At 64.8% G+C, this 24,288-nt stretch carries 24 protein-coding genes; 15 read left to right on the forward strand and 9 right to left on the reverse strand.

Going from position 1 to position 24,288, the window contains the following annotated elements:
- Positions 1–126 precede the first annotated feature (126 nt).
- Positions 127–1,995, forward strand: coding sequence for an ABC-F family ATP-binding cassette domain-containing protein (locus tag MRBLSP13_RS05105; protein WP_363753111.1), 1,869 nt, complete (start codon positions 127–129; stop codon positions 1,993–1,995).
- Positions 1,996–2,016: 21 nt separating this feature from the next.
- On the opposite strand, the gene MRBLSP13_RS05110 is transcribed toward MRBLSP13_RS05105, so the two are convergent.
- On the reverse strand, positions 2,017–3,126 hold the full coding sequence (locus tag MRBLSP13_RS05110) for an AI-2E family transporter (RefSeq protein ID WP_363739557.1): 1,110 nt from the start codon (positions 3,124–3,126) through the stop codon (positions 2,017–2,019).
- Positions 3,127–3,169: 43 nt separating this feature from the next.
- Positions 3,170–4,411 (reverse strand): cytochrome b/b6 domain-containing protein, encoded by a 1,242-nt coding sequence (locus MRBLSP13_RS05115; RefSeq protein WP_363753113.1) that lies wholly within the window; start codon positions 4,409–4,411, stop codon positions 3,170–3,172.
- Between the two features lie 209 nt (positions 4,412–4,620).
- Here MRBLSP13_RS05115 and MRBLSP13_RS05120 point away from each other — a divergent pair, with 209 nt between their 5' ends.
- Positions 4,621–5,058, forward strand: a complete 438-nt coding sequence (locus tag MRBLSP13_RS05120) for an acyl-CoA thioesterase (RefSeq protein ID WP_133653409.1) — start codon at positions 4,621–4,623, stop codon at positions 5,056–5,058.
- Between the two features lie 113 nt (positions 5,059–5,171).
- On the opposite strand, the gene MRBLSP13_RS05125 is transcribed toward MRBLSP13_RS05120, so the two are convergent.
- The gene (locus MRBLSP13_RS05125) at positions 5,172–5,555 is read right to left on the reverse strand and encodes a DUF983 domain-containing protein (RefSeq protein ID WP_133653408.1); all 384 of its coding nucleotides are present in this window, start codon (positions 5,553–5,555) and stop codon (positions 5,172–5,174) included.
- A gap of 90 nt (positions 5,556–5,645) precedes the next feature.
- Here MRBLSP13_RS05125 and pabB point away from each other — a divergent pair, with 90 nt between their 5' ends.
- From pabB to MRBLSP13_RS05155, 6 genes are all read left to right on the forward strand, one after another.
- Positions 5,646–6,821, forward strand: coding sequence for an aminodeoxychorismate synthase component I (gene pabB / locus MRBLSP13_RS05130; protein ID WP_363739386.1), 1,176 nt, complete (start codon positions 5,646–5,648; stop codon positions 6,819–6,821).
- A 47-nt stretch (positions 6,822–6,868) separates the two neighbouring features.
- Positions 6,869–7,492 (forward strand): aminotransferase class IV, encoded by a 624-nt coding sequence (locus MRBLSP13_RS05135; RefSeq protein WP_363753115.1) that lies wholly within the window; start codon positions 6,869–6,871, stop codon positions 7,490–7,492.
- A gap of 181 nt (positions 7,493–7,673) precedes the next feature.
- On the forward strand, positions 7,674–8,876 hold the full coding sequence (locus MRBLSP13_RS05140; RefSeq protein WP_133653405.1) for a pyridoxal phosphate-dependent aminotransferase: 1,203 nt from the start codon (positions 7,674–7,676) through the stop codon (positions 8,874–8,876).
- Positions 8,877–9,156: 280 nt separating this feature from the next.
- Positions 9,157–9,315 (forward strand): hypothetical protein, encoded by a 159-nt coding sequence (locus tag MRBLSP13_RS05145; RefSeq protein WP_363739389.1) that lies wholly within the window; start codon positions 9,157–9,159, stop codon positions 9,313–9,315.
- The gene (msrA, locus tag MRBLSP13_RS05150; RefSeq protein WP_363753117.1) at positions 9,302–9,973 is read left to right on the forward strand and encodes a peptide-methionine (S)-S-oxide reductase MsrA; all 672 of its coding nucleotides are present in this window, start codon (positions 9,302–9,304) and stop codon (positions 9,971–9,973) included. Before MRBLSP13_RS05145 ends, msrA begins: the two co-directional genes overlap by 14 nt.
- An 11-nt stretch (positions 9,974–9,984) precedes the next feature.
- Positions 9,985–11,100, forward strand: a complete 1,116-nt coding sequence (locus MRBLSP13_RS05155) for a zinc-binding dehydrogenase (RefSeq protein ID WP_363753120.1) — start codon at positions 9,985–9,987, stop codon at positions 11,098–11,100.
- Positions 11,101–11,156: 56 nt separating this feature from the next.
- Here MRBLSP13_RS05155 and ubiB read toward each other — a convergent pair whose 3' ends face one another.
- Together ubiB and MRBLSP13_RS05165 are read right to left on the reverse strand one after the other, a co-directional pair.
- Complete coding sequence (gene ubiB / locus MRBLSP13_RS05160) at positions 11,157–12,698, reverse strand: 2-polyprenylphenol 6-hydroxylase (protein WP_363753123.1); 1,542 nt, start codon at positions 12,696–12,698, stop codon at positions 11,157–11,159.
- 49 nt (positions 12,699–12,747) lie between these two features.
- A complete protein-coding gene (locus MRBLSP13_RS05165; protein WP_363739398.1) occupies positions 12,748–13,479 on the reverse strand; it encodes a class I SAM-dependent methyltransferase in 732 nt (243 codons plus the stop codon).
- A gap of 124 nt (positions 13,480–13,603) precedes the next feature.
- Here MRBLSP13_RS05165 and mutM point away from each other — a divergent pair, with 124 nt between their 5' ends.
- The 4 genes from mutM (at position 13,604) to MRBLSP13_RS05185 (ending at position 17,293) form a co-directional block, all read left to right on the forward strand.
- Positions 13,604–14,416: a bifunctional DNA-formamidopyrimidine glycosylase/DNA-(apurinic or apyrimidinic site) lyase gene (gene mutM, locus MRBLSP13_RS05170; protein ID WP_363753126.1), complete on the forward strand. Its 813-nt coding sequence runs from the start codon at positions 13,604–13,606 to the stop codon at positions 14,414–14,416.
- A 119-nt stretch (positions 14,417–14,535) separates the two neighbouring features.
- Positions 14,536–14,799, forward strand: coding sequence for a 30S ribosomal protein S20 (rpsT, locus tag MRBLSP13_RS05175; protein WP_007687699.1), 264 nt, complete (start codon positions 14,536–14,538; stop codon positions 14,797–14,799).
- A gap of 441 nt (positions 14,800–15,240) precedes the next feature.
- Positions 15,241–16,656: a chromosomal replication initiator protein DnaA gene (gene dnaA, locus MRBLSP13_RS05180; protein WP_363739402.1), complete on the forward strand. Its 1,416-nt coding sequence runs from the start codon at positions 15,241–15,243 to the stop codon at positions 16,654–16,656.
- Between the two features lie 31 nt (positions 16,657–16,687).
- The gene (locus MRBLSP13_RS05185) at positions 16,688–17,293 is read left to right on the forward strand and encodes a peptidylprolyl isomerase (RefSeq protein WP_363753129.1); all 606 of its coding nucleotides are present in this window, start codon (positions 16,688–16,690) and stop codon (positions 17,291–17,293) included.
- 216 nt (positions 17,294–17,509) lie between these two features.
- Here MRBLSP13_RS05185 and MRBLSP13_RS05190 read toward each other — a convergent pair whose 3' ends face one another.
- The 4 genes from MRBLSP13_RS05190 to secB all read right to left on the reverse strand — a co-directional run bounded on the left by MRBLSP13_RS05190 (position 17,510) and on the right by secB (position 21,576).
- Complete coding sequence (locus MRBLSP13_RS05190; RefSeq protein WP_133653397.1) at positions 17,510–18,160, reverse strand: DUF4136 domain-containing protein; 651 nt, start codon at positions 18,158–18,160, stop codon at positions 17,510–17,512.
- Positions 18,161–18,358: 198 nt separating this feature from the next.
- The gene (gene trpS, locus MRBLSP13_RS05195; protein WP_363753132.1) at positions 18,359–19,363 is read right to left on the reverse strand and encodes a tryptophan--tRNA ligase; all 1,005 of its coding nucleotides are present in this window, start codon (positions 19,361–19,363) and stop codon (positions 18,359–18,361) included.
- Between the two features lie 4 nt (positions 19,364–19,367).
- A complete protein-coding gene (gene murJ / locus MRBLSP13_RS05200; RefSeq protein ID WP_363753135.1) occupies positions 19,368–20,957 on the reverse strand; it encodes a murein biosynthesis integral membrane protein MurJ in 1,590 nt (529 codons plus the stop codon).
- A 121-nt stretch (positions 20,958–21,078) separates the two neighbouring features.
- A complete protein-coding gene (gene secB / locus MRBLSP13_RS05205; protein WP_363739411.1) occupies positions 21,079–21,576 on the reverse strand; it encodes a protein-export chaperone SecB in 498 nt (165 codons plus the stop codon).
- A gap of 187 nt (positions 21,577–21,763) precedes the next feature.
- Between secB and MRBLSP13_RS05210 the strand changes: the two genes are divergently transcribed.
- From MRBLSP13_RS05210 to MRBLSP13_RS05220, 3 genes are read left to right on the forward strand one after another with little or no spacing between them, the layout of a single operon-like run.
- Entirely contained in the window at positions 21,764–22,420 is a 657-nt protein-coding gene (locus MRBLSP13_RS05210; RefSeq protein WP_363739559.1) for a Tim44/TimA family putative adaptor protein, read from the forward strand.
- Positions 22,417–23,676, forward strand: a complete 1,260-nt coding sequence (locus MRBLSP13_RS05215) for a murein transglycosylase A (RefSeq protein ID WP_363753138.1) — start codon at positions 22,417–22,419, stop codon at positions 23,674–23,676. The genes MRBLSP13_RS05210 and MRBLSP13_RS05215 overlap by 4 nt, the downstream gene beginning before the upstream one ends.
- Positions 23,677–23,688: 12 nt before the next feature.
- Positions 23,689–24,222, forward strand: a complete 534-nt coding sequence (locus tag MRBLSP13_RS05220; RefSeq protein WP_363753140.1) for a Smr/MutS family protein — start codon at positions 23,689–23,691, stop codon at positions 24,220–24,222.
- Positions 24,223–24,288 lie beyond the last annotated feature (66 nt).

The following is a 24,288-nucleotide window of genomic DNA, read 5'->3' on the forward strand; positions in this document are numbered from 1 at the left end:
TGCTGAATATGGCTGTCGACAATCGTTCAGAAACATTGCCGGAAACATCACCTCGCCGCCTTCTCCTTTCGGCCGGCCGTTTTCCGACCGCTGACAATCGCGATCGGCTCTGCTAGGGGGCCGGCCATGCTGAATCTCAGGGACATCACCGTGCGCCTCGGTGGACGCACCATCCTCGATCGCGCCAGTGCCGCGCTGCCGCCGCGCAGCCGCGTCGGGTTGATCGGCCGCAACGGCGCGGGCAAGTCGACGCTGATGAAGGTGATGATCGGCCAGCTCGACCCGGACGGGGGGGCATGCGAGATGCCCCGCGACACGCGCCTTGGCTATATCGCGCAGGAGGCCCCCTCCGGCACGGCCACCCCTTTCGACACGGTTCTGGCCGCCGACAGTGAGCGCGCCGCGCTGATGGCGGAGGCGGAACATACCGAAGATCCCGACCGCCTGGGCCATATCTATGAGCGGCTGAACGCCATCGACGCCTATACCGCGCCCGCGCGCGCCGCCCGCATCCTTGTCGGCCTTGGCTTTGACGAGGAGATGCAGGGGCGTCCGCTCGACAGCTATTCGGGTGGCTGGAAGATGCGCGTGGCGCTTGCCTCGCTGCTCTTCTCCAACCCCGAACTGCTCCTGCTCGACGAGCCGTCGAACCATCTCGACCTGGAAGCGACACTGTGGCTGGAGAATTTCCTCAAAGGCTATCGCGGCACCGTGGTCGTGATCAGCCATGAGCGCGACCTGCTCAACAATGTGGTCGACTATATCCTCCATCTGGAAGGGGGAAAGATCACCCTCTATCCCGGCGGCTACGACGCATTCGAGCGCCAGCGCGCCGAACGCCTGGCCCAGCAGGAGGCTGCCCGCGCCAAGCAGCAGGCCGAGCGCGAGAAATTGCAGGACTATGTCGCCCGCAACTCCGCCCGCGCGTCGACCGCGAAACAGGCGCAGTCCCGCGCCAAGGCGCTGGCGAAGATGCAGCCCATCGCCGCCGCGATCGAAGACCCGACGCTGCATTTCGGTTTCCCCAACCCGCCCGAACTGCGCCCGCCGCTCATCACCATGGACATGGCGGCGGTGGGCTATGACGACACGCCGGTGCTGCGCCGGGTCAACCTGCGCATCGATCCCGACGACCGGCTGGCGCTGCTGGGACGGAACGGCAATGGCAAGACCACGCTCGCCCGGTTGATCGCCGCGCAACTGAAGCCGATGGAAGGCGCGATGAACGCCTCTGCCAAGATGCAGGTCGGCTATTTCACCCAATATCAGGTGGAGGAACTGGACGTCACCGACACGCCGCTTGAACATATGAGCCGGGTGATGAAGGGGGCCACGCCTGCCGCCGTGCGTGCGCAGCTCGGCCGCTTCGGCTTTTCCGGCGAGCGCGCGACGCAGAAGGTCGGCTCCATGTCGGGCGGGGAGAGGGCGCGGCTGGCGCTGGCGCTCATCACCCGCGACGCGCCGCATCTGCTGATTCTCGATGAACCGACCAACCACCTCGACGTCGACAGTCGCGAGGCGCTGGTGCAGGCGCTGAACGACTATTCGGGCGCGGTGGTGATCGTCTCGCACGACCGCCACATGATCGAGTTGGTGGCGGATCGCCTCGTGCTGGTCGACAATGGCACGGCCCAGCCGTTCGACGGCAGCCTGGAGGATTATACCGACATCATCCTGCGCAAGGCGGATGGGAATGGGAGCGGCGGAGACGCGCCCAAGGTGGACCGCAAGGCGGAAAAGCGCAACGCCGCAGAATGGCGCGAAAGGCAGAAGACGGCGAAGAACGCCGTTGCCAAGGCGGAAAAGGAAATGGCGACGCTGGCGGCCGAGCGCAGCCGCATCGACAAGGCGCTGTTCGACCCCAAGTCCGCCACCGGCGTCGAGGCGAAGATGACCATGACGCAACTGATGGTGAAGCGTTCCGAGGTCGAGAAGAAGCTGGAAGCCGCGGAAGAAGTCTGGATGGAAGCCAGCGCGGCGCTGGAGGAATTGTAGACGCCCGGTTCCGGTCGTGCTTCAGCCGCCCGGCGCTTCTTCCGTCAGTGGTCCTTCCAGCCCATCGGCGCCGGTCCGCATCTTCGTCACGATATTCCACGTCGCGATGAACAGGGCCGCGATCACCGGCCCGATGACGATGCCGTTGAACCCGAACAGGTCGATCCCGCCCAGCGTGGTGATCAGCACCACATAATCGGGAATCCGCGTATCCCGGCCGACCAGGATCGGGCGCAGGATATTGTCGACCATGCCGATCACGAACATGCCGCAAAAGACGAGGATCAATCCCTTCACCACCGCTCCGGTCACGAAGAGATAAATGGCGACCGGCACCCAGATCAGCCCGGTTCCCACCGCGGGAATCAGCGAGAACGCACCCATCAATACGCCCCACAGCAGCGCGCCCGGCAGGCCCAGCGCCCAGAAGATGATTCCGCCGATCAGTCCCTGTACGATGGCGACGACGATGCTGCCCTTGATCGTGGCGCGGGTGACGAGGACGAACTGCGCCATCAGCGCACGGCGATAGGCGATCCGCATCGGCGCTGCCCTGTCCACCATTGCCGACAGTCGTGGTCCGTCGCGCAGGAGGAAGAAGGTGAGGTACAGCATCACGCCCAGCGCCATCAGGAAGCTGAAAGCGCTTTGCCCGATCTGCAGCGCCTGCGTGGCGACCGTGCGGAAGCTTGACGAGATGCCGGCGCTCAGCATCTCGCGCGCGGCGGCGAAATTGGTGATGCCCAGCCGGTTGAGAAAGACCGCGGCCCAACGGGGCAGGCTGGCCTGGAACTGCGCGAACATCCGCGCGAAGTTGATCTCTCCGCTTTGCACCTTGGCGTAGAAGAGGGTCGCTTCCTGCACCAACGCCATGGTCAGGATGATGGCGGGCACGATCACGAGCGCGATGATCAGAAGCAGCGTCAGCGCCGCCGCGCTGTTCCGGTGCCGCGGCATCATGCCGATCAGGCCCTGGTTGACCGGCGCGAACAGGATGGCGGCGATCACGCCCCACAATATGGCCGCGAAAAAGGGTTCGATCACCAGCGCGAAGGCGATCGAGACAATGAGGACGAAGCCGAGGAAGACCCCATCCTCTATTCGCGTGGCTGGCGGCTCTTTGCTGTCCATCATGCTGCTTTGGCAGAAGTCCCGATGCAAATCTATCCGCGGGTCATTCCGCCTTCGCACTGAAGGCGAAGCTGACCGACACCTTGGGGTCCAGACCGCTGCTGCTGGCGCCATTGCCGACGTCGAAGGCGGCGCGGGCTATGGTGGCCGACCCCGAAACCTTCCGCGACTTTCCGGTGCCGGAGAGGGTGAAGCGGATGCTCTGCAGCTTGCTCACGCCCTTGAGGTTCAGGGTGCCGGAGGCGCGATAGCTGTTGGCGCCGGTCTTCTGTGCGCCCCGTGCGGTGAAGATGGCCTTGGGATGCGCCGCCACGCCGAAGAATTCGTCCCCCGCCAGCATGCCGTCCTGATAGTTGTCGCCGACGCTGGCGCTCGCTAGGTCGATTTCCACGCGAATGTCGGCGCCGTCCGGATGATCCGGGTCCATCACGATCTTCGCCGTCCATTTGGAAAAGCCGCCGCTGATCGTCGCACCGCTGTTGCCGACGGAAAAGCCGATGGTCCCGCCCGGCTGCACCGTCCAGGACGGCGGCGGCCCAACGGGTTCTTCAACCGCTGCGGCATTGTCGGCTTCGGCCGGTGCCGCGGCGTTGGCGGTGTTGTCGGCGACCTGCGCTGCATTGGCGGGCGCCTCTTCCTCCACTGCCCCCACTGCCTCCGGCATGGCGGGGGTAGCCGCCGCCTTTGGAGCGGGCTCCGGCAGAATGGCGCGTCCCAGGACGAACCCCAATGCGATCAGCGCGGGCAAGGCAAAGAGCAACAGCGGCGAACGCGCCGGCATCATCCGCCAGAGCAACCCGTCGCGCATCAGCACATGATGCCGCAGCGCGCCCGCTACATGCAGCGCGAACAGCGCGATGCCGAGCCAGGCGATCAACCCGTGGCCGCCCTCCGCCAGTTCATGCGTGCTCATGGGCAGGGGCAAATGGGGCAGGGGGACGATGCCGAAGATCAGGGTCGGCACCTTGACCTTCGCGGTCGACACCAGCGCCCAGCCGGTCAGCGGCGCGCCCAGCATGAACAGATAGAGGCCCGCATGCACCGCCTTGGCCAGAGCGCCCTGCCAGCCCCCCTCGACCAGGGCAGGACGCGGTTTCCAATAGCGTATGGCGATGCGGGCGAAGGTCAGCAGCAGGATCGAGATGCCGATCGACTTGTGCCATTGAAACAGCGCGAAGCCGCGGGCGCCAAGATCTTCCAGTGCCCATCCGACGGCGATCTGGAACGCCAGCAGGGCGGCGATTGCCCAATGCAGGAAAATGGCCAGCCGACTATAGCGTTGCATCAAGACTCCCATGCGCGACAAATCAGCCGGAAGCTATGCGGCGCCCGCGGCGAAGTCCATCGCCGTGACCGGAAACAATCCGTTACCGTCATGGGCCGATGATCCCCGCGCCTGTGTCATAAAGGTCGCAGTCCGATCAATTTCGACCCGGCGATTGCATCCCCGTCATCAGGGACTAAGACCAGAAAAAAACATAGGACAAGCAGGACATGGCCAAACCCGAATCCTGGCGGCTCCGCCCGGAAGCTTATCGTTTCGTCACTAGCATCGATACCCGCTTCCAGGACATCGATACCATGGGTCACATCAACAATGTGGCCATATCGGGCATTTTCGAAACGGCCCGCATTAGGTTCCACCATCATCTGGGCCGTCATCCGCAGGAACAGGGGGTGCGCTGGCTGGTCGCGAACGTGAACCTCAATTTCGTCGAGGAAGCCCATTTCCCCTATCCGTTCGAAGTGCACTGCGCGATCGGCCATATCGGTCGCACCAGCTGGACGATCAGTTCCGCCGGTTTTCAAAAAGGGGTGTGCGTCGCCACCGCCGACACCACCGTCGTCACCCATGGGTCGGAGGGACGTCGCACCATCGATGAAACCCTGCGCGAGGCCATGGAACGCAACTTCATCATCCGCCAGGATTGAAGGCCCTGCCCTTAGAGCGGGTTTCGATCTGATTGAATCAGATCGCCGCTCCGGTTTCCTCGTTTTCCGCGATTTCTTAACCAGCGATCGGTTCCGATCGCTTGGAAATCGCTCTAGCGGAATCCGTCCATGCGGCGGCTCCACTGGAAGGTGATGACCGCCGCCTTGGCCGGCTGGATCATCGCCAGTGCAAGCAGGATCGCCAAGCCGGGCCATAGCGCAGCCTGCACGCCCAGTGGAATGTCCAGAACCGCGTTCACCTCTATCATCAGCGGCACGAGCAGGTGGCCCAGCAGCAAGATGACGATATAGGCGGGGAAATCGTCCGCCCGCGAGGTGTCCCATGCCTGCCCGCAATGGCGGCAGGCGCCGCTGGGCTTCAGAAAGCGCGCGAACATCCGGCCTTCGCCGCAGGCGGGGCAACGTCCCCTCAGCGCCAGCGCCAGCGCCGGCCGCAGCGGCCGTGCCGCATCGTCATGGGGTGGTCCTTCGGGCATCGCATTCCCCTATGACCAAAGCGCGCGCCACGCAACATGCCGGCGCCCGGTTAAAGCTTCCGCCCCGCGCAAAGCCTGTTAAGAAGCGCCATGCGCCTTCCGGGACCGACCGAAACCTTTGTCCTGTTCGACGACGCCCGCCCGCGGGCTCCCGCCCCTGCGCGCCTCTATCGCGACCCGGTGTCGGTGATCGTCGCCCATCAATTGGCGGAGGTGCAGCCGGCGCTCGACCGGCTGGCCGAAGCGGCGGAGGCCGGGCTGCACGCGGCCGGGTTCATCGCCTATGAAGCCGGGCTGGCTCTGGAGGACCGCCTCCGTCCGCTGGCGGAGCGGCATCGGCAGGACCAGCCGAAGACGCCGCTGATCTGGTTCGGCCTGTTCGAAGGGGTGCGCCTGATCGACCCGGCCGCCATGCCGGGCCTGTTGCCGGACCCGGCGGGCGCCAGGGTCGACCATGTCCGGCCGCTGATCGACGAGGCGGCCTATCGCGCGGCCTTTGCCCAGGTTTGTGACTATATCCGCGCCGGCGACATCTATCAGGTCAATCTGACCTTTCCCTGCGCGGCGCATTTCAAGGGCGATCCCATGGCGCTCTATGCCGCCATCCGTCCGCGCCAGCAGGCGGGCTATGGCGGCGTGCTCAGCACCGGGGAGCATAGCATCCTCTCCTTTTCCCCCGAGCTTTTCTTCACCCATGTCCGCGGCCAGTTGACGGCGCGGCCGATGAAGGGCACCGCCCCCCGCGATCCCGACCTCGCCAGCGATGCCGAACTCGTCCAATGGCTGGAGCGGGACGCCAAGCAGCGCGCCGAAAATCTGATGATCGTCGACCTGCTGCGCAATGATCTGTCCCGCGTTTCCAGCGCCGGCACGGTGACCGTGCCCGACCTGTTCAAGGTGGAGACCTATCCGACCGTCCACCAGATGGTGTCCACGGTCCGTGCCCGTCTGCTGCCCGGCCTGACGCCCGTCGATGTGTTGCGCGTCCTGTTCCCTTGCGGATCGATCACCGGCGCGCCCAAGGTCCGGGCGATGGAGATCATCGATGCGGTGGAGGCCGTCCCGCGCGGCGTCTATACCGGCTCCATGGGTTGGATCGATCCGGCGGGCGATGCCGCGTTCAATGTTGCCATCCGCACCATTTGCGTCGAAGAAGGCAGCAAGGAGGGTCGTCTGGGCCTGGGATCGGGCATTGTCGCGGATTCGGACGTCGCGTCCGAATGGGCGGAATGCCTGGCCAAGGGGCGCTTCCTCGCACCAGCCTGATTCATCGGCGCGATCAGTGATCGGCATAAGGGGTTTGCAGTTTTTCCATGGCATTGGCTGACGGACGGTTCGACCTGCTCGAAACCATGGCCTTCGATCCGGTCGAGGGCATCAGATTGCTGGAACTGCATCTGGAGCGGTTGAAGACCAGCGCGGAAGCGCTCGATTTCGCCTTCGATCGTCATGATGTGCGTAACGAGCTTCAGGCCGCCACCTTCCGCCTGCGGGAGCGCAGCCGCCTTCGCCTGCTGGTGTCGCGCCGGGGCGCCATCGCCATCGAAGTGCGCGAATATCGCACCTGGCCCCAGGCGATCATGCAGGTGGCGCTGGTCCCGCGCAATGCGCCCGCCGCCGACGCGCGGCTGGCGCACAAGACGACGGACCGATCAATCTACCGCGATGCCCTGCGGCGCGGGGGAAGCTATGAGGTGGTGATGACGGATGAGGCGGGCTTCGTGACGGAGGGGTGCTTCTCCTCCATTTTCGTCGAGCGCGGCGACAAGCTGCTGACGCCGCCCCTGTCCCGCGGCCTGCTTCCCGGCGTGCTGCGCCGCAGTCTGCTCGACATGGGCGAGGCGGTGGAAGCCGACCTGCGTCCCCGCGACCTTGAAAATGGCTTCTTCATCGGCAATGCGGCGCGCGGCATGGTGGCGGCCTCCCTGGCGCGATGACGTGATGACCCGGCCGGGACGGATGCGCTGCAATCGTCCGAACCGGCACCGTCCAACCTCATAATCTGCCGTTAGGGCCAGAGGAGGCCAACTGGCGGTTGCCCCTTCTTTCGTTGCGCACTAAGGAGCCTGCCGTCCGTATTATTGCGGGCCTTGGGGATTCTTCAGAAAGATTGTCACAATGAGCCAGACTTCCGCAGCCCTCGGTCGCATCCAGCCCTCCGCCACCCTGGCGATGAGCGCGCGCGTGAATGCCCTGAAAGCCGAAGGCGTGGACGTGATTGGCCTTTCCGCCGGCGAACCGGACTTCGACACGCCCGATTTCGTGAAGGAGGCCGGGATCGAGGCGATCCGCAAGAACCTGACCCGCTACACCGACGTCGACGGCACCGCCGACGTCAAGGAAGCCGTTGCCTTCAAGTTCAAGCGTGACAATGGCCTCATCTACAAGCGCAGCCAGATCAGCGTCAATTCGGGCGGCAAGCATACGCTGTTCAACGCGCTGGTCGCGACCGTGGATGTGGGCGACGAGGTCATCATTCCCGCGCCCTACTGGGTCAGCTATCCCGACATCGTGAACTTCGCCGGCGGCACGCCGGTGTTCATCGAGGCGCCGGCGCGCCAGGGGTACAAGATCACGCCCGCGCAGCTGGAAGCCGCGATCACGCCGAAGACCAAATGGGTCATGCTGAACTCGCCGTCCAATCCGTCGGGCGCGGCCTATTCGGCCGAAGAGCTGAAAGCGCTGGGCGAGGTGCTGCTGCGCCATCCGCATGTGCTGGTGATGACCGATGACATGTATGAACATGTCTGGTACGCGCCCACGCCCTTCGCCACCGTAGCGCAGGTGTGCCCCGAACTTTATGACCGTACCCTGACGGTCAACGGCTGTTCCAAGGCCTTCTCCATGACGGGCTGGCGCATCGGCTTTGCCGGCGGTCCGGAATGGATCATCAAGGCGATGGGCAAGCTCCAGTCGCAGTCGACGAGCAATCCCTGCTCGATCAGCCAGGCCGCGGCCGTGGCCGCGCTGACGGGCGACCAGGACTTTCTGGAGGAACGCAACGCCGCCTTCAAGAAGCGCCGCGACATGGTCGTCGCCATGCTGAACGATGCGCCGGGTCTTGATTGTCCGACGCCCGAAGGCGCCTTCTACGTCTATCCCGATGCCAGCGGCGTGATCGGCAAGACCACGCCCAAGGGGCAGGTCATCGACAGCGACGAAACGTTGATCGGCTATTTCCTCGATGAAGCGAAGGTCGCCGCCGTCCATGGCGCCGCTTTCGGCCTCTCTCCGGCTTTCCGCATCAGCTATGCCACGTCGGAAGAGGTGCTGCAAAAGGCCTGCACGCGTATCCAGGAAGCCTGCGCCGCCCTGAAATAAGGCGCCGCATGCTCCAGGGAACAGGGGGGAGGGCGCCCTTTTGCCCTCTCTCCGTCCCATCAGCCTCATTTCGGAAACGGAAAATTTCCCCCGTGCCGTCTTGCAGATGGAGAGCGGGAGTCTATATCCCGTTGCGAACCGAAACTGGCTTCCCCCGTTACCCATCGCGTCCTGTGGCGCGTTGGTCGAAACTGCCTGGCGCAGCTTTGATCGGGGGCTAAGCCGCGCGACATTCATTGCCGTCCACGGGACGGCCAAGACGACCGAAAGGAAGAACGCCATGTTGGCTTTCTTGAAATCCGACCTGTTCCTGCGCTTTCTGGGCGGGTTCGCGATCGGTGCGATCGGCGTCTTCGTGCTCCAGCCGAACAGCGCGCCGCCATTGACCGGCACTGCCATGGCAGCGTCCGCCTCGTCCGTCGATCATGCGGCGCGCTGACGGCCTGGCCCTCGCTGTTCTGGCGGCGATTGCCGTCGCTTCCCCCCTGCGCGCCGAACGCCCGGTCCTTGCGCCGGTGCCGGCGGTCGATGCCGTTCCGGGCAGCAAGCTCGAAACCGCTGTCTTCGCGGGTGGCTGCTATTGGGGTGTGGAGGGCGTCTTTTCCCATGTGAAGGGGGTTCATCTGGCCGTGTCCGGCTTCGCGGGCGGGCCGCGAGGCCGAAAGGTCGATTATGAGCAGGTGAGCCAGGGTGATACCGGCTTTGCCGAGTCCGTCCGCGTCACCTATGATCCCCGGCAGGTCAGCTACGGCACGTTGCTGCGCATTTTCTTCTCGGTCATAGCGGACCCGACCACGCTCAACTATCAGGGGCCTGACCACGGCACCCAATATCGCAGCGCGCTCTTCCCGCTCAATGCGGAGCAGGAGAAGGCGGCCAAGGCATATCTGGTTCAGCTTGGCCAGTCCGGGCTTTGGGGCGATCCCATTGTCACCCGCATCGAACGCTTTTCCGGTTTTCAGGATGCGGACGCCTATCATCAGGATTTCCTGACCAAAAACCCCCGTCATCCCTATATCCAGCGATGGGACATGCCCAAGCTGACGGCGCTCAAGGCGCTGTTTCCTACATTCTACAGCGACCGCCCCTCTGCCTGAAAGGGAGACCCATGCGCGAAGTCCATGGCCGCAAGCTGATTTCGACGCTGCATGAAGATGGCCGTCTGATCGTCGAACTGATCGCAGAAACGCTCCCGCCGCCCAAGGGAGACGAAGTGCTGGTCCGGGTGGAAGCCGCGCCGATCAATCCCTCCGACCTGGGCCTGCTTCTCGCGTCCGCCGATGTCGAGAATGCCGACTATGCCGAGGGACGGATCGTCGCCCGCATGCCGGAGCCGGCTCGTCGCGCGCTGGCGGGACGCGTCGGCCAGCCCATGACCATCGGCAATGAAGCCGCGGGCACCGTCATCGCCGCGGGCGAGGCGCCGGAAGCGCAGGCGCTGATGGGCAAGCGGGTCGCAATGATCGGCGGCGGCATGTATGCGGAATATCGCCTGCTGGGCGCCGCAGGCTGCATGGCCTTGCCCGACGACGTCACTGCTGAGCAGGGTGCGTCGGCCTTCGTCAATCCGATGACGGCGCTGGGCTTTGTCGAAACCATGAGGCGGGAAGGGCACAAGGCGATCGTCCACACCGCCGCTGCCTCCAATCTGGGCCAGATGCTGGTGCGCATCTGTCAGGAGGATGGCATCCCGCTGGTCAACATCGTCCGCAACGATGCGCAGGTGGCGATATTGAGAGACCTGGGCGCAGACTATGTGCTGGACAGTTCGAAGGACGATTTCAACGCACGGCTTCAGGATGCCGTCACCGCCACCGGTGCCACCATTGTCTTCGACGCGATCGGCGGCGGCGATCTTGTCAGCCGGGTTCTCCATGCTATGGAACAGGCGGTGAGCAAGGCGGCGCCCTATAGCCGCTATGGCTCCGACATTCTGAAGCAGGCCTATATCTATGGCGCTCTGGACCTGTCGCCGACCATTTTGACGCGCAGCTTCGGCTTTGGCTGGAATGTCGGCGGCTGGCTGCTCTTCCCCTTCCTGCAGAAGATCGGTGGCGAATCGGCCGAACGTCTCCGCCGCCGGGTGCGCGACGGACTGACGACCACCTTCGCCAGCCACTACAAGGCCCGCATCTCGCTTGGCCAGGCGCTGAGCCGGGACATGGTGCTGCGCTACAACGCTCGCCGGACGGGGGAGAAATATCTGATCGTCCCGAACGGCTGAACCGAGGAAGCGGGCGGTCTGCTGCCTCCATCGGTCCCGGATCGGGAGGCGCAATCTTATAAAAAGGTCGTCGCTGCCGCCATGGCGCCTGCGCCGGCCAGGCCGGCCAGCAGCGCCACCAGCATGTAGCGCCAGCCGCTGCCCACGCGGATCAGCCGTACCTCGGTCAGCGGCGGCGGCGGCGGTGCGCCGCCCTTTTCCGGAAAGGCTTCCTCGATCCGCTTCACCAGTCCGGGCAGACGCTGCAGGATCCGGACATTCTCGATCAGCGCGTCGGCGGCCTTCGCCTCCGGTCCCAGTTCGGCCCGCAGCCATTCCTTCACATAGGGACCGCTTGTTTCCCACAGGTTGATGTCGGGGTCGAGCGCGGTCGCGACGCCCTCCACCATCACCATCGTCTTCTGGAGCAGCAGCAGGTGCGGCTGGGTCTGCATGTCGAAATCGCGGGTGATGGCGAACAGTCCGTCCAGCATGCCGCCGACCGACAATTCCCGCACCGGCTTGCCGCGCATCGGCTCGCCCACAGCCCTGAGGGCCGTGGCGAACTCCTCGACATTGTGATGGCCGGGCACATATTGCGCCTCGAAATGGATTTCCGCCACGCGGCGGTAATTGCCGGTGATGAGGCCGTAGAGAATCTCCGCCAGCCACATCCGCGCCCGCCGGTCGATCCGGCCCATGATGCCGAAGTCGATCGCGACGATGTCGCCATTGGCGGTGACGAACAGATTTCCCTGATGCATGTCGGCATGGAAGAAACCTTCAGCGATTGCCTGGCGCAGGAAGGCGTTGACCAGCCGCGCCGCAATCTCCTTCACATCATGACCGGCGGCGACGAGCGCGTCCCGGTCGGAGATCTTGACCCCGTCGATCCACTCCATCGTCATGACCTTGCCGGTCGTGCGGTCCCAATCGATGGCGGGCACGCGATAACCGGGCATGGCCTCCATTGCTTCGCCCAGTTCCGACGCCGACGCGGCCTCGCGCCGCAGGTCCAGTTCGCGCGCCGTCCAGCGCTTCATGTTCGCGATGACGAGCCGGGGCCGCAGGCGCGCGATCTCGCCGCCCAGCATCTCGACATGGGCGGCGGCCCATTCATAGGTCTGGATGTCGCGGTTGAACTGGTCGATGACGCCGGGACGGATCACCTTCACCGCGACATCGCGCCCGTCCGTCGTCACGGCGCGGTGCACCTGCGCGATGGAGGCGGCGCCGACCGGCACCTCGTCGAAACGGCTGTAGAGCGTTTCCAGGGGCCGCCCGAAGCTCTGCTCCATCTGCGTCCGGATGGTGTTGAACGGTACCGGGGGCAGGGCGTCCTGAAGGCGCAGCAGGTCGTTCGCCGCATCCTCCCCCACCAGGTCGGGCCGCGTCGCCAGCGTCTGTCCCAGCTTGATCGCCGCCGGGCCGATCGACTGGAACGCGTCGGCATAGCGTGGTTGCCGGGGCACGCGCGCGCCCAGCCGCGCCACCCGCACCAGCCGCCGCACCGGCGTCGGCGTCAGCGGATCGCGCTCGATCCCCGTCAGCGCGCCATGCCGCGCCAAGGTGCGGCCCCATTTCAGCAGCCGCCAGATATGCGTGAGGTGGGACGGCATCGCTATTTACGCCCTTCCCCGGCGGGAGAAGGACCGGACAGGCGCCCCATCAGATTTTCCATCCGCTATGGATCGCCACCAATCCGCCCAATATCGGCTCCACCTTCGTCTGAACGAAGCCGGCCTCGCGGATCATCCGCTCGAATTCGGGCATGGGCGGGAAGCGGCGGATCGATTCGATCAGATAGCGATAGCTGTCCTCATCGTCGGCCAACAGCTTGCCAAGCCGGGGCACCAGCCGGTGCGAATAGACGTCATAGACGTCGGAAAAACCGGGCCATGTCGTGGTGGAAAATTCCAGGCAGAAAAATCGCCCGCCGAACTTCAGCACCCGGTGCGCCTCGCGCAGCGCGCTGTCGATACGGGTCACGTTGCGGATGCCGAAGGCGATGGTATAGGCGTCGAACGTCCGATCCGCGAAGGTCAGCTCCTCGGCATTCTGTTCGGACCAGACCAGCCCCTCCAGTTCCTTTTTCTTCGCCCGGTCAATGCCCACGGCCAGCATTTCCGGATTGATGTCGGATATGGTCACCTGCGCGCCATGGCGATGCATGCGGAAGGCGATGTCCCCGGTGCCGCCGGCCATGTCCAATATCCGCTCGTCCCGGCGCGGTTTGACCCGGTTGACGAACTGATCCTTCCACAGCCGATGCGCGCCCGCCGACATGGCGTCGTTCATCAGGTCATATTTGGACGCCACATTGGAGAAGACGGCGCGGACCATCCCCTGTTTTTCGGCGGCTTCGACATCGCGATAGCCAAAGGAAGCGGTTTCACTCATGGCGCACGCTCTAGAGCATTTTTCCGGGGAGAGGAAACATCTGAGATCGGGTAAAATGTCCATGGCGCGCCGCATGCGGCAACTGGCCTGTTGCCGGGCCGACCGGCGCATTACATAGAGGGCCATGCCCGAACTTCCCGAAGTCGAAACCACCGTGGCGGGCCTGCGCTCGGTCCTTCAAGGCGCGCTGCTCACGCGCGTGGAGGCGCGGCGCGCCGACCTGCGCTTCCCGATCCCGGTCGATCTGCGCCAGCGGTTGACCGGCGCCACCGTCACCGGCCTGTCCCGTCGCGCCAAATATGGCCTGATCGACACCGATCGCGGCGATACGCTGATCTTCCACCTCGGCATGTCGGGCCGCTGGCGAATCGATCCGGCGGAGATCGGGGCGCATGATCATTTGCTGATCGAAACCGGGGGCGGGCGGTTGCTCTCGCTCAACGACCCGCGCCGCTTCGGCTCGCTCGACCTGGTTCGCAGCGACGCCCGGGAAAGTTTCAACCCCTTTACCCGCATGGGTCCGGAACCGCTGGGACCGCATTTCACGGCCGAAGCCCTGGGTGGCGCGCTCAAGGGGAAGGCGACGTCGATCAAGGCTGCGCTGCTCGACCAGCGCGTCGTCGCGGGCCTGGGCAACATCTATGTGTGCGAGGCGCTCAACATGGCGGGCATCGCCCCGACGCGCGAAGCGGGCCGGATCAGCCGCGCGCGCCTCGTCCTGCTGGTCGACGCGATTCGCGATGTGCTGGCCGCCGCGATCGCTGCGGGGGGCTCCACCCTGCGCGACTATGCGCGGCCCGATGGGGAACTGGGCTATTTTTCCAAGCAATGGCGGGTCTATGGGCGGGAAGGGGAATCCTGCGTCTGCGGCACGCCCATCAGGCGTCGTGTGGATGGGGGCAGATCGACCTTTTTCTGCCCGAAATGCCAGAAATAGCGGGACGCTGAGCGGTTGACGCACCCCGCGTTCCCCTGTAAGGGGCGCACCTTCACGAGAGCTGGTTGGCGATTCCGACGGGCTCCTCCACGAGATTTGACGAGAACCGAGGACAATAAATGGCCAATACGCCGCAAGCCAAGAAGCGCATCCGCCGCAACGCCCGCCGCGCCGAGATCAACGGCGCCCGCATCAGCCGGATTCGCACCCTGGTGAAGAAGGTCGAAACCGCCCTCGCCGCCGGCGACAAGGCTGCCGCGACCACGGCGCTCCAGTCGGTCCAGCCGGAACTCGCGCGCGGCGTCGCGCGCGGCGTGCTGCACAAGAACACCGCGGCCCGCAAGTTCGGCCGCCTGACGAAGCGCGTCAGCGCGCTCGGCTGAAGCCGACACCCTTTACAGCTCGTCAAGCATAACAGGCCCGCTCCGCATTTCGATGCGGGGCGGGCTTTTCATGTTTCGTTCACGAAAGCGTCATTTCGGAGGAAGCCAGGATTTCCGGCGATTCCCCGTCGATTCGAGACGAGCGGCGTCATATGGCTTTTATCAATATACTGAAATATAACGATAATTTTTCAACTTGGCCTTTTCCGCGGGTTTGCCGAGTCAACGCCTTTATTTCACATTTTTGACGGGCAGCGGCCTTGATCAGGCGAAGCAGCCCTGTCTATTTTGGATCTCCGGCCGCCACTCGAATCGAATTCCGGCGGTCATCAGAAGGTTGGTTGATGCATGAGATCCAGGAAAGCGAGGCTTTCCCGGAACGGGTTTCTGCGTCGTATCGCTCCTGCCTATGGGGGCGCAGTTGATGGGGGTCGACTGTTTATGAAGGATATTGCGGCAGTGATTGGAAGTTTGAGCGGTCTCGACACGCAGCAGAATGCGCGCCTGGAGAACGCCTGGGCGACCATCCGTGCCGGCCTGCGCCGCGACATTGGTGCGCGCATGTTCGACCAATGGCTGAAGGCGGCGCAACTGGGCGATTATTGCCCGGAATCCCAGACGCTGGACCTGCTGTTCGCGTCGGACTTCAGCGCCAATTTCGTGTCGGGCCAGTTCGGCGACCGTTTGCGCATGGCATGGCGTTGCGCTGGCGCCGGCGTGCGCGAGGTGCGCCTGCGACGCGCACCCAATGCCGTTGGTCCCCGCGTTCTGGAACTGCCGCAGGCGGATGCCGACGCGATCGCGGAAGACGGATCGGCCTATGATCAGGCGCCCGCATCGAATTTCCAGCCGCGCCATCGTTTCGACCAGTTCGTGACCGGCGAGACCAACCATCTCGCCTTTTCGGCGGCGCAGGCCATGGCGGCCAAAAGCCGGCCGCGTTTCAGCCCGCTTTTCATCCATGGCGGGACCGGACAGGGCAAGACCCATCTGCTGCACGCCATTGCCCAGGCCTTTTCGGCGCATTCGCCCTCGGCGCCCGTTCTCTACATGTCGGCCGAGCGGTTCATGATGGAATTCGTCAACGCCATGCGGGCGAACGAAACCATGATGTTCAAGGCGCGGCTGCGGGCGGCGCAACTGCTGTTGATCGACGACGTCCAGTTCATCGCCGGCAAGGGTTCGACGCAGGAAGAGTTTCTGCACACGATCAACGACCTGATCGATTCGGGCGCCCGGATCGTCGTCACCGCTGACCGCGCGCCGCAGATGCTGGACGCGATCGATGCGCGCATCCTTTCGCGCCTGGCCGGCGGCCTGGTCGCCGATATACGCCCCGCCGGCCTTGATCTGCGGCTCGCGATCCTGGAGGCCAAGCGGGCGATTGCGGGCGATCCGCCGGTGCCGGACGCGGTGGTCGATTTCCTCGCGCGTTCGATCCGTTCCAATGTGCGCGAGCTGGAAGGCGCGTTCAACAAGCTGATCGCCTATGGCCAGCTGACCGGGCGGTCCATCGACCTGGAGTTCGCACAGGCGATGCTGGCGGACGCGGTGCGCGCCAATGCCCGTCGCATCACCGTCGATGAGATCCAGAAGGCCTGCGCCGCGCATTACCGGATCGACCCGGCGGAAATGCGCTCCAAGCGCCGCGCGCGGGCGGTCGCCCGGCCGCGCCAGGTGGCGATGTATCTGGCCAAGAAGATGACGCCGCGTTCCCTGCCTGAAATCGGCCGCATCTTCGGCGGTCGCGATCATAGCACGGTGATCCATGCCGTGCGCACGATCGAGGAACTGCGCCAGAGCAATCCGGATATCGACGCCGATATTCGCGCCTTGCAGCGCCAGTTGGAAGGCTGACAGGCGAGGGGCTTTGGATTAGGCTTTCGCCATGATCCGACAGCTCGCCCTCTTCCTTGCCGCCTTCTTCTGCCTAGCCCCCGCCTTGGCCCAGGACGCGCCTGCGGCGCCGCTGGCCGATGTGCGGGTGGCGCTCGATACCAGCGCCGGCCGCATCCTGATCGCGGTGCATGTCGCAAGAGCGCCGGTGACGGCGGCCAATTTCCTGCATTATGTCGACCAGAAGCGGCTGGACGGCACCAGCTTCTACCGAAGCGTCGGCTCGGCCGATTATGGCTTCGTGCAAGGCGGGGCGCAAAATGATCCCAGGCGCCTGTTGCCGCCGATCAAGCATGAGCCCACCAGCCAGACGGGCCTCACCCATGACGATGGCGCTCTCTCCATGGCCCGCTACGCCCCTGGCAGCGCGACGGGGGATTTCTTCATCGTTCTGGGCAAGATGCCGGGGATGGACGCCCATCCGGAAGCGGCGGGCGACAATCAGGGCTTCGCCGTATTCGCCCATGTGGTCGAAGGAATGGATGTGGTGAAGGCGATCCTCGCTGCCCCCAAGTCGCCGACAGCGGGCGAGGGCGTGATGAAAGGGCAGATGCTGGAGCAGCCGGTGAAGATCCTGACGGCGCGGCGCATTCCCTGATGCTTGCAAGCCCATAAGCCTGAGGGTTTGGATGGAGCGCCACTTTCAGTCTTCCTCCGGTGCAAAGCTTGATGGCCTCCTTGGAAGGGAAATCATGGATCGCTCGAGGCCAGACCGCCCAAGCCCAAAAAAGAAAGCCCGGCGATCCTCGACCGCCGGGCAAAGGGCATGGCTGGGAGCCGCCCGAAGTGATTTTCGATCAGAATGGCAAACCGCTCATCCCTTCTTTTCGGGCGGCAGCGTGATCTTCACATTCTCGCCATTCTGGCCGGGGAAGCCCGTGAACATCGCGTCGATCAGGTTCGGCACCAGATAGGTCAGCTTGTTCGACAGCGACTGGGCCTGCGCCTTGCCCTCGAACAGGCGGCGATTGTCGGCGGCGCGGTCGATCTTCATGCTGAGGTCGCCGGTATAGACGGTGTAGCTGGACACGTCATTATAGCCGCCCGGGCCGAACAGCCACGGATCATAAAAGCCATAGCCCCAGGGACGGCCCCAGCGGCCCCTCCAGCCCCAGCCGCCGTAGAAGAACGGGTCGGGGTTGCCAAAGCCGGTCGAGCGCACCTTTTCGCGCCCATTGTCGACGCCATAGGCCACCCGCACGATCAGGTCGGCCCGCGCCGGGTCGCCGGCGGCGACATAGCCGGTCTGGGTCAACCGCTGACCGACGAGGTCGGCATAATGCGAAAATTCGAGGCCGCCTGCCAGGCGCGGATCGTCGGCGACGATCGTGAAGCTCTGGCCGGCAGGTGCCGGAAGCTGCTGAAAGCGGGCGACGTCAGCCTTGAACGATGTCGCGCAGCCGGACAGCGCCACAAGCGCCAGGGCGGGCGCCGCGAGGAGGCCGATCTTTTTGAAACGGGTCATTTTTCTTGCGTCCTGTATCAGGCACTACGCCTGCCAAACATCTTGCGTCCTGCCATAGCAAAACGCAACTGAACATCGTTTGAACGCACGTAACGGGCGAACGGGCGCAAACCATGTCCTGCCATCCCTACGACGGCGCGGCATGGATTATTCCGTCACGAACCGGAAGGGGCCGCCATTTTGACGGCCCCTGTGGCATTAGCGCATCAGCCCCATCGCGTCATAGGCCGCCCGCAATGTGGGGTCGGCAGCCGCCGCGGCTCTGGCCGCACCCTTTTCAAGGATGGCGTCCAGCGCGGCGTCATTGGTCCGCAGTTCCAGGAACCGGGTGCGAATGGGACGGAGCGTTTCCACCAGCAGTTCGCCCAGGGCCGGCTTGAACGCGCCAAAGCCCCTGCCAGCGAATTCGGCGCAGACCGTGTCCACATTCGTTCCTGACAGGGTCGCATAGATGCCGAGCAGATTGTTCGCTTCGGGACGCCCGGCCAGCCCGCCGGCATTGTCCGGCAGTGGTTCGGGATCGGTCTTGGCCTTCCTAACCTTCTGCATGATCGCATCATCATCGTCGGTCAGGTTGATGCGGCTCATGTCGGAGGGATCGGACTTCGACATCTTCGCGGTGCCGTCGCGCAGCGACATGATGCGCGCTGATTCCCTGGGGATGATCGGATCGGGCAGGGTGAAAAGCTCCACGCCGAAATCGGTGTTGAACTTCGTGGCGATGTCGCGCGCCAGTTCCAGATGCTGCTTCTGGTCCTCGCCCACCGGCACATGGGTGGCGTTGTAGACGAGTATGTCCGCCGCCTGGAGCACCGGATAGACGAACAGGCCGATCGAGGCGCCCTCGCGGTCCTTGCCCACCTTCTCCTTGAACTGGGTCATGCGGTTGAGCCAGCCGATCCGCGCCGTGCCGTTCAGCAGCCAGCACAGTTCCGCATGGGCGGGCACCCGCGCCTGGTTGAAGAGCACGGAGCGGTCGGGGTCGATCCCGGCGGCGACCAGCGCGGCGGCCATGTCGCGGACGTTGCGGATGCGCTGTTCGCGCCCCTCATGCACGGTGATCGAATGCATGTCGGCCAGGAAGAAGAAGCACTGGCTGCCCGCATCCATCTCGTCCTGCATCCGCACCCAGTTGCGGATCGCGCCCAGATAGTTGCCCAGGTGCAGATTGCCGGTCGGCTGGATGCCGGAAAGGACGCGCATTCTTCTATCCGTTCTCTGTCTTGGTTGCACTTTTGCGCCGCATCAGCGCCTTCAGGTCCGAGAGCCGATAGGCGCCCGTCAGGAAGCAGGCCACCCCGTACAGCGCGATTCCCACGCCGACAAGCACCGCCAGCGCCACATAGCGCTGGACCATGACCCCGCCGAGCCATGGATCGAGCAGTCCCTCGCCCGCATAGAGCGCCCCGCCCATGGCCACCGCCGCTATCGCGAGGCGGGGCAGGCGCCGCCGCAACTGACCGTCGGCGGCGAAATGGCCGCGCTTCACAAGTGTAGAATAGAGCATGGCGACATTGACGGTGGAGGAGAGCGCCGTCGCCAGCGGTGGCCCGACATGACCCAGAAGCGGGATCAGGAGGATATTGCCGACGATGTTGATGAGGATCGACAGCATCGCATAGCGGACGGGCGTCTTCGTGTCGCCGCGGGCATAATAGCCGGGCGTCAGGACCTTCACGAGAACATAGGAGGGCAGCCCGAGGGAGAAGGCGGACAGGGCCCAGCCGCAGCGCTGCGCATCCAGCGCGGTGAAGCGGCCATATTGGAAGAGCCCCCGCACGATCGGTTCCGCCACGGTGATGAAGGCGACGGTCGCTGGCAGGGTCAGGAACAGCGCGAGTTCGATGCCGCGATTCTGCGTGTCCATCGCCACCTGCTCCTGCCCCGTCGACAGCAGCCGGGATATGGTCGGCAGCAATATGGTGCCAAGGCCGATGCCGATCAGTCCCAGCGGCAACTGGTTCAGCCGGTCGGCATAATAGATGTAGGTGATCGAGCCCGAGGCGAGCAGCCAGCCCGACAGCGCCGTGGAGATCAGCAGGTTGATCTGGGACGCTCCCGCCCCCGCCGCCGCCGGCACGATCAACCGGAGCAATTCCTTTACGTCGGCGTCCAGACGCGGCCGTTTCAGCCGCATCGACACGCCCGCCCGGCGGCAGGCCAGGATCAGCCACAGCAATTGCAGCGCTCCGCCCACGGTGACGGAGATTGCCTGCACCCTGGCCGTTTCATATTCGTCGGCGCCATGGAACAGCCACAGGCCCGCGATCATCGCGAGGTTGAGGAGGATCGGCGCGGCGGCATTGACCCAGAATTTGTCGAGCGAATTCAGGATGCCGCCCAGCAGCGAGGCCAGGCTGATCAGCGCCAGATAGGGCAGGGTGATCCGCGACAGCATGACCGCGAAAGCGAATTGTTCCGGCGTCGGATTCTGGCGGGAAAAGCCGCCGGAGAGCGCCCAGGTGATCGGCCATGCCGCCGCGATCAGCAGGGCGGTGAAGGCGACCAGCACCGGCAGCAGCACGGCCAGCGCGCGCTCCGCGAACAGATAGCCGTCCGCAACGCCGCCCGACCCAGCCGCCTTGCGGTTGAACATCGGGATGAAGGCCGCGGAAAAGGCACCCTCGGCAAAGAGGGCGCGGAACATGTTGGGCAGGCGGAAGGCCACGCCGTTGAAGGCGTCCGACGCGAATCCGGCGCCGACATAGCGCGCCGCCAGGGAATCGCGGACCAGGGCGAGCACCCGGCTGGCGAGCGTCAGACCGCCGACCGAACCGAGTGCCTTGGCGAGTTTCATACGACCAACCTTGGGTAGGGCTGGGTGAAACCCCGTGCCGAGCGGAGCGAAGCGGCTTCGGAAGGCTCAGCCATTCCCTTCGACACGCTCGGGGCGAACGGGGTGGGAGCCATGGCTGCGCTCAGGCGTGGCCGGCCGGTTCGCCTGTGGTCTGGGCCATGGCTTGCGCCTGTTGGACATAGAGGCCGCCGAAATCAATGGGTTCGAGCAGCAGCGGCGGGAAGCCGCCATCGCGGATGGCGTCAGCCAGCACGCGGCGGGCGAAGGGGAAGAGGAGGCGCGGCGCTTCGGCCAGCATGAAGGGCTGCATCTGGTCCTCTGGCACATTGCGCATGCCGAAGATCGCGGCGTAGACCAGCTCCACGGCGAAGGCAGTGCCCTGCGGCGCGATGGCCTTGACTTCGATCTTCAGGGAAATCTCGACGACTTCCTCGCCCACCTTGTCGGCGCCGATGTTGAACTGCACGTCGATCTGCGGCTGGTCCTGCCACTGGTAGACGGCGGGAGCATTCGGATTTTCGAAGGACATGTCCTTCACATATTGGCTGATCAGCGCGATCTGCGGGCCGTTGTCGGCGCCATTGCCGGTTGTCTGAATGGTATCGGCTTCCTCGGCCATCTCTTTTCCCTGGTTTTAAGGTTTGCCTGGCAGGCAGAATGCCCGCGCATGTCGATCCGCGCGCTTAGCAGGGGCGGCAGGAGGGAGCAATGCGGCACTTGAAAAGCGGCCATTTGAATATGCAGGGAAACATGCCTATGTTGGTCGCGTTACAGTTTCAGATTCAACCCAAAGGGTGCTTTACCCCGTGTATGTGATCGTCATCCTCGCCATGATCGCCGGTTTCCTGGCGCTGCGGCTATATTCCGTGCTGGGCAAGCGCACCGGGCATGAGCAGGAGCCTGCCCTTCGTCCGGCGGAGGAACGTGCCAAGGTAACGATCGTGCAGCCTCGCCCCGTTCCGGAAATGGCGGGCGATTCGGTCCGTCTGTCCGATGGGCTGATCGCCCCCGGCGGCGAAGTGGGCGTGCGCGCGTTGATCGCGGCGGACCGCAGCTTCGACGTTCCGCAGTTCGTGGAAGGTGCGAAGGCGGCCTACAAGATGGTCCTTGAAGCCTTTTGGCGCGGCGACCGCCAGGAACTGGAGTGGCTTTGCGACGCCGACGTGCTCGCCTCCTTCGAGGAAGCGATCGCGGCGCGGGAGGCGGAAGGCCATGTCCTCGACAACCGCCTGGTCCGCATAGAAAAGGTTCAGATCATCGAAGCGGGCGTCACCGGCCGGATGGCTGAGATATCGCTGCGTTTCGAGGCGGACATCGCCGCTGTCACACGTGACCGGGACGGCAATGTCGTTGCCGGTTCGCTGACCGACGCGGTCGGCACGAACGACATCTGGACATTTACCCGCGACCTGCGCAGCACCGATCCCAACTGGAAGCTCAGCGAGACCGACGAGGCGGCATGAACCTGGGGCAGTCGGGAGGCACGCTGGCCGCGGCGTTGCTGCTCTCTGCCTGCGCGGGCGGTGTGATACCTCCTGGAGCGGGTGGCCCGGCGCCGACGCGGCCCCCTCGCGAGGGTGGTGAGACAGCGACCCGTCCCATTCCCGCTACCCCCCGTCCGCCCGCGCCGGTTGCGCCGCCTGTGACGGCACCAGTCGACACCGCCAACGCCCTCGGCGCAGGGATCACGCCCGGCCCGTCCATCATCGACCTCATTCCGTCGGGGGAGCGTTCGCGCAAGGCTTTGCAGGCTTTCCGCTTGTCCTGCCCTTCGCTGATGCGGCGGAGCGACCAGAGCGGACTGACGCGCGGCGCGGACTGGAACAGTGCCTGCGCCGCCGCTGCAAGTTGGCCGGAGGTATCGGCCAGCGAATTTTTCGTCCGCTATTTCGAAGCGGTGCAGGTGGGCGACGGAAAGGCATTCGTTACCGGCTATTATGAGCCGGAAATCGCAGGGTCGCGGACGCAGCAGCCCGGTTACGATGTGCCGATCTACCGCCGTCCGTCCAATCTGATCGATGTCAATCTTGGCCTGTTCAGCGACAGCCTGAAGGGCAAGACCATTCGCGGCAAGGTGGACGGCAGCAATCTGGTGCCGTTCGACGAACGATCGCAGATCGTGGGCGGGTCGCTGGCGGGCAAGGGCCTGGAACTCGCCTGGGCGGCCGATCCGGTGGAATTCTTCTTCCTGCAGGTGCAGGGCAGCGGACGCCTGTTGCTGCCCGGCGGCGGCGTCATGCGGATCGGCTATGACGGCCAGAATGGCCGCGACTATACCGGCATCGGCAAGCTGATGAAGGATCGCGGCCTCATCCAGGCCGGATCGATGCAGGACATCATGCAATATCTGCGCGCCCATCCCGATGAGGGCGCGGCGATCATGAACGAGAACAAGAGCTTCGTCTTCTTCCGCGAACTGACCGGGCCTGGCCCGCTGGGGGCGATGGGCGTCGCCGTCACGCCGGAGGCCACGGTGGCGGCCGATCCCAGCTATGTCCCGCTGGGCGCGCCGCTGCTGCTTTCGCTCGACCGGGCCGAACCCAATGGCATATGGATCGCCCAGGACACCGGCGGGGCGATCAAGGGCGCCAACCGCTTCGACAGCTTCTGGGGCGCGGGCAGCAACGCGCGCAGCATAGCGGGCGGCATGTCGGCGCGGGGCAGCGCGCTCATCCTGCTGCCGATAGGATCGGCGGCGCGGCTGGCCCAGCAGCGCTGACCGCATGCGGCCATGCCCCGACGGAGTCTCTCTTCCGATGAACAGGCGCTCTGGACGGCGCTGACCCGCTCGGTCAGGCCGCTGCGGCCGGGTGCGCGGCCGCTCTCCCTCCCCACGCTTCCCGTCCCCGAACAGGACAGGACAGGGTTAACGGCTCCCTCCGTTCAGAGGGTGGCGCCGGCGCCGGGCCGTACCCCGGCCGCCATTTTGGATTCGGGCTGGGAGCGCAGAATCCGTAACGGAAACCTGGCGCCGGACATGACCATCGACCTGCACGGGCACACATTGTCGGCGGCCCATGCAAGGCTTAACCAGGCACTGGCCGCGGCCTGGGCGCGGGATGTCCGCATCATGCTGGTCGTTACCGGCAAACCGCCAAAAAGCTCGTCGACGGGCGGCGGGTCGCGGCGCGGCGCCATTCGGGGCGAGATCGGCCACTGGCTGGAAACCAGCAGCTATGCCGACCGTATCGCCAGCGTGCGGATCGCACATCAGCGCCATGGCGGCGAAGGCGCACTCTATGTCATAATGCGACGCAAAAAATAAGCATTTCCGAGGGGTCCACTGACCTTTTCTTAACCACTGCCCTTCATATCCCGCTGATCCAGTCCG

Source organism: Sphingobium sp. LSP13-1-1.1 (assembly GCF_040676415.1).
Taxonomy (GTDB): Bacteria; Pseudomonadota; Alphaproteobacteria; order Sphingomonadales; family Sphingomonadaceae; genus Sphingobium.

Coding starts and splice junctions, on each gene's coding strand:
- MRBLSP13_RS05140 (WP_133653405.1), top strand. CDS start 7,674: ATGAGCCAGACTTCCGCAGCCCTCGGTCGCATCCAGCCCTCCGCCACC.
- MRBLSP13_RS05145 (WP_363739389.1), top strand. CDS start 9,157: ATGTTGGCTTTCTTGAAATCCGACCTGTTCCTGCGCTTTCTGGGCGGG.
- MRBLSP13_RS05110 (WP_363739557.1), bottom strand. CDS start 3,126: ATGGACAGCAAAGAGCCGCCAGCCACGCGAATAGAGGATGGGGTCTTC.
- dnaA (WP_363739402.1), top strand. CDS start 15,241: ATGAAGGATATTGCGGCAGTGATTGGAAGTTTGAGCGGTCTCGACACG.
- MRBLSP13_RS05215 (WP_363753138.1), top strand. CDS start 22,417: ATGAACCTGGGGCAGTCGGGAGGCACGCTGGCCGCGGCGTTGCTGCTC.
- msrA (WP_363753117.1), top strand. CDS start 9,302: ATGCGGCGCGCTGACGGCCTGGCCCTCGCTGTTCTGGCGGCGATTGCC.
- MRBLSP13_RS05155 (WP_363753120.1), top strand. CDS start 9,985: ATGCGCGAAGTCCATGGCCGCAAGCTGATTTCGACGCTGCATGAAGAT.
- MRBLSP13_RS05135 (WP_363753115.1), top strand. CDS start 6,869: ATGGCATTGGCTGACGGACGGTTCGACCTGCTCGAAACCATGGCCTTC.
- MRBLSP13_RS05105 (WP_363753111.1), top strand. CDS start 127: ATGCTGAATCTCAGGGACATCACCGTGCGCCTCGGTGGACGCACCATC.
- MRBLSP13_RS05115 (WP_363753113.1), bottom strand. CDS start 4,411: ATGCAACGCTATAGTCGGCTGGCCATTTTCCTGCATTGGGCAATCGCC.
- trpS (WP_363753132.1), bottom strand. CDS start 19,363: ATGCGCGTCCTTTCCGGCATCCAGCCGACCGGCAATCTGCACCTGGGC.
- MRBLSP13_RS05190 (WP_133653397.1), bottom strand. CDS start 18,160: ATGACCCGTTTCAAAAAGATCGGCCTCCTCGCGGCGCCCGCCCTGGCG.
- MRBLSP13_RS05220 (WP_363753140.1), top strand. CDS start 23,689: ATGCCCCGACGGAGTCTCTCTTCCGATGAACAGGCGCTCTGGACGGCG.
- murJ (WP_363753135.1), bottom strand. CDS start 20,957: ATGAAACTCGCCAAGGCACTCGGTTCGGTCGGCGGTCTGACGCTCGCC.
- pabB (WP_363739386.1), top strand. CDS start 5,646: ATGCGCCTTCCGGGACCGACCGAAACCTTTGTCCTGTTCGACGACGCC.
- MRBLSP13_RS05165 (WP_363739398.1), bottom strand. CDS start 13,479: ATGAGTGAAACCGCTTCCTTTGGCTATCGCGATGTCGAAGCCGCCGAA.
- MRBLSP13_RS05185 (WP_363753129.1), top strand. CDS start 16,688: ATGATCCGACAGCTCGCCCTCTTCCTTGCCGCCTTCTTCTGCCTAGCC.
- rpsT (WP_007687699.1), top strand. CDS start 14,536: ATGGCCAATACGCCGCAAGCCAAGAAGCGCATCCGCCGCAACGCCCGC.
- mutM (WP_363753126.1), top strand. CDS start 13,604: ATGCCCGAACTTCCCGAAGTCGAAACCACCGTGGCGGGCCTGCGCTCG.
- secB (WP_363739411.1), bottom strand. CDS start 21,576: ATGGCCGAGGAAGCCGATACCATTCAGACAACCGGCAATGGCGCCGAC.
- MRBLSP13_RS05120 (WP_133653409.1), top strand. CDS start 4,621: ATGGCCAAACCCGAATCCTGGCGGCTCCGCCCGGAAGCTTATCGTTTC.
- MRBLSP13_RS05125 (WP_133653408.1), bottom strand. CDS start 5,555: ATGCCCGAAGGACCACCCCATGACGATGCGGCACGGCCGCTGCGGCCG.
- ubiB (WP_363753123.1), bottom strand. CDS start 12,698: ATGCCGTCCCACCTCACGCATATCTGGCGGCTGCTGAAATGGGGCCGC.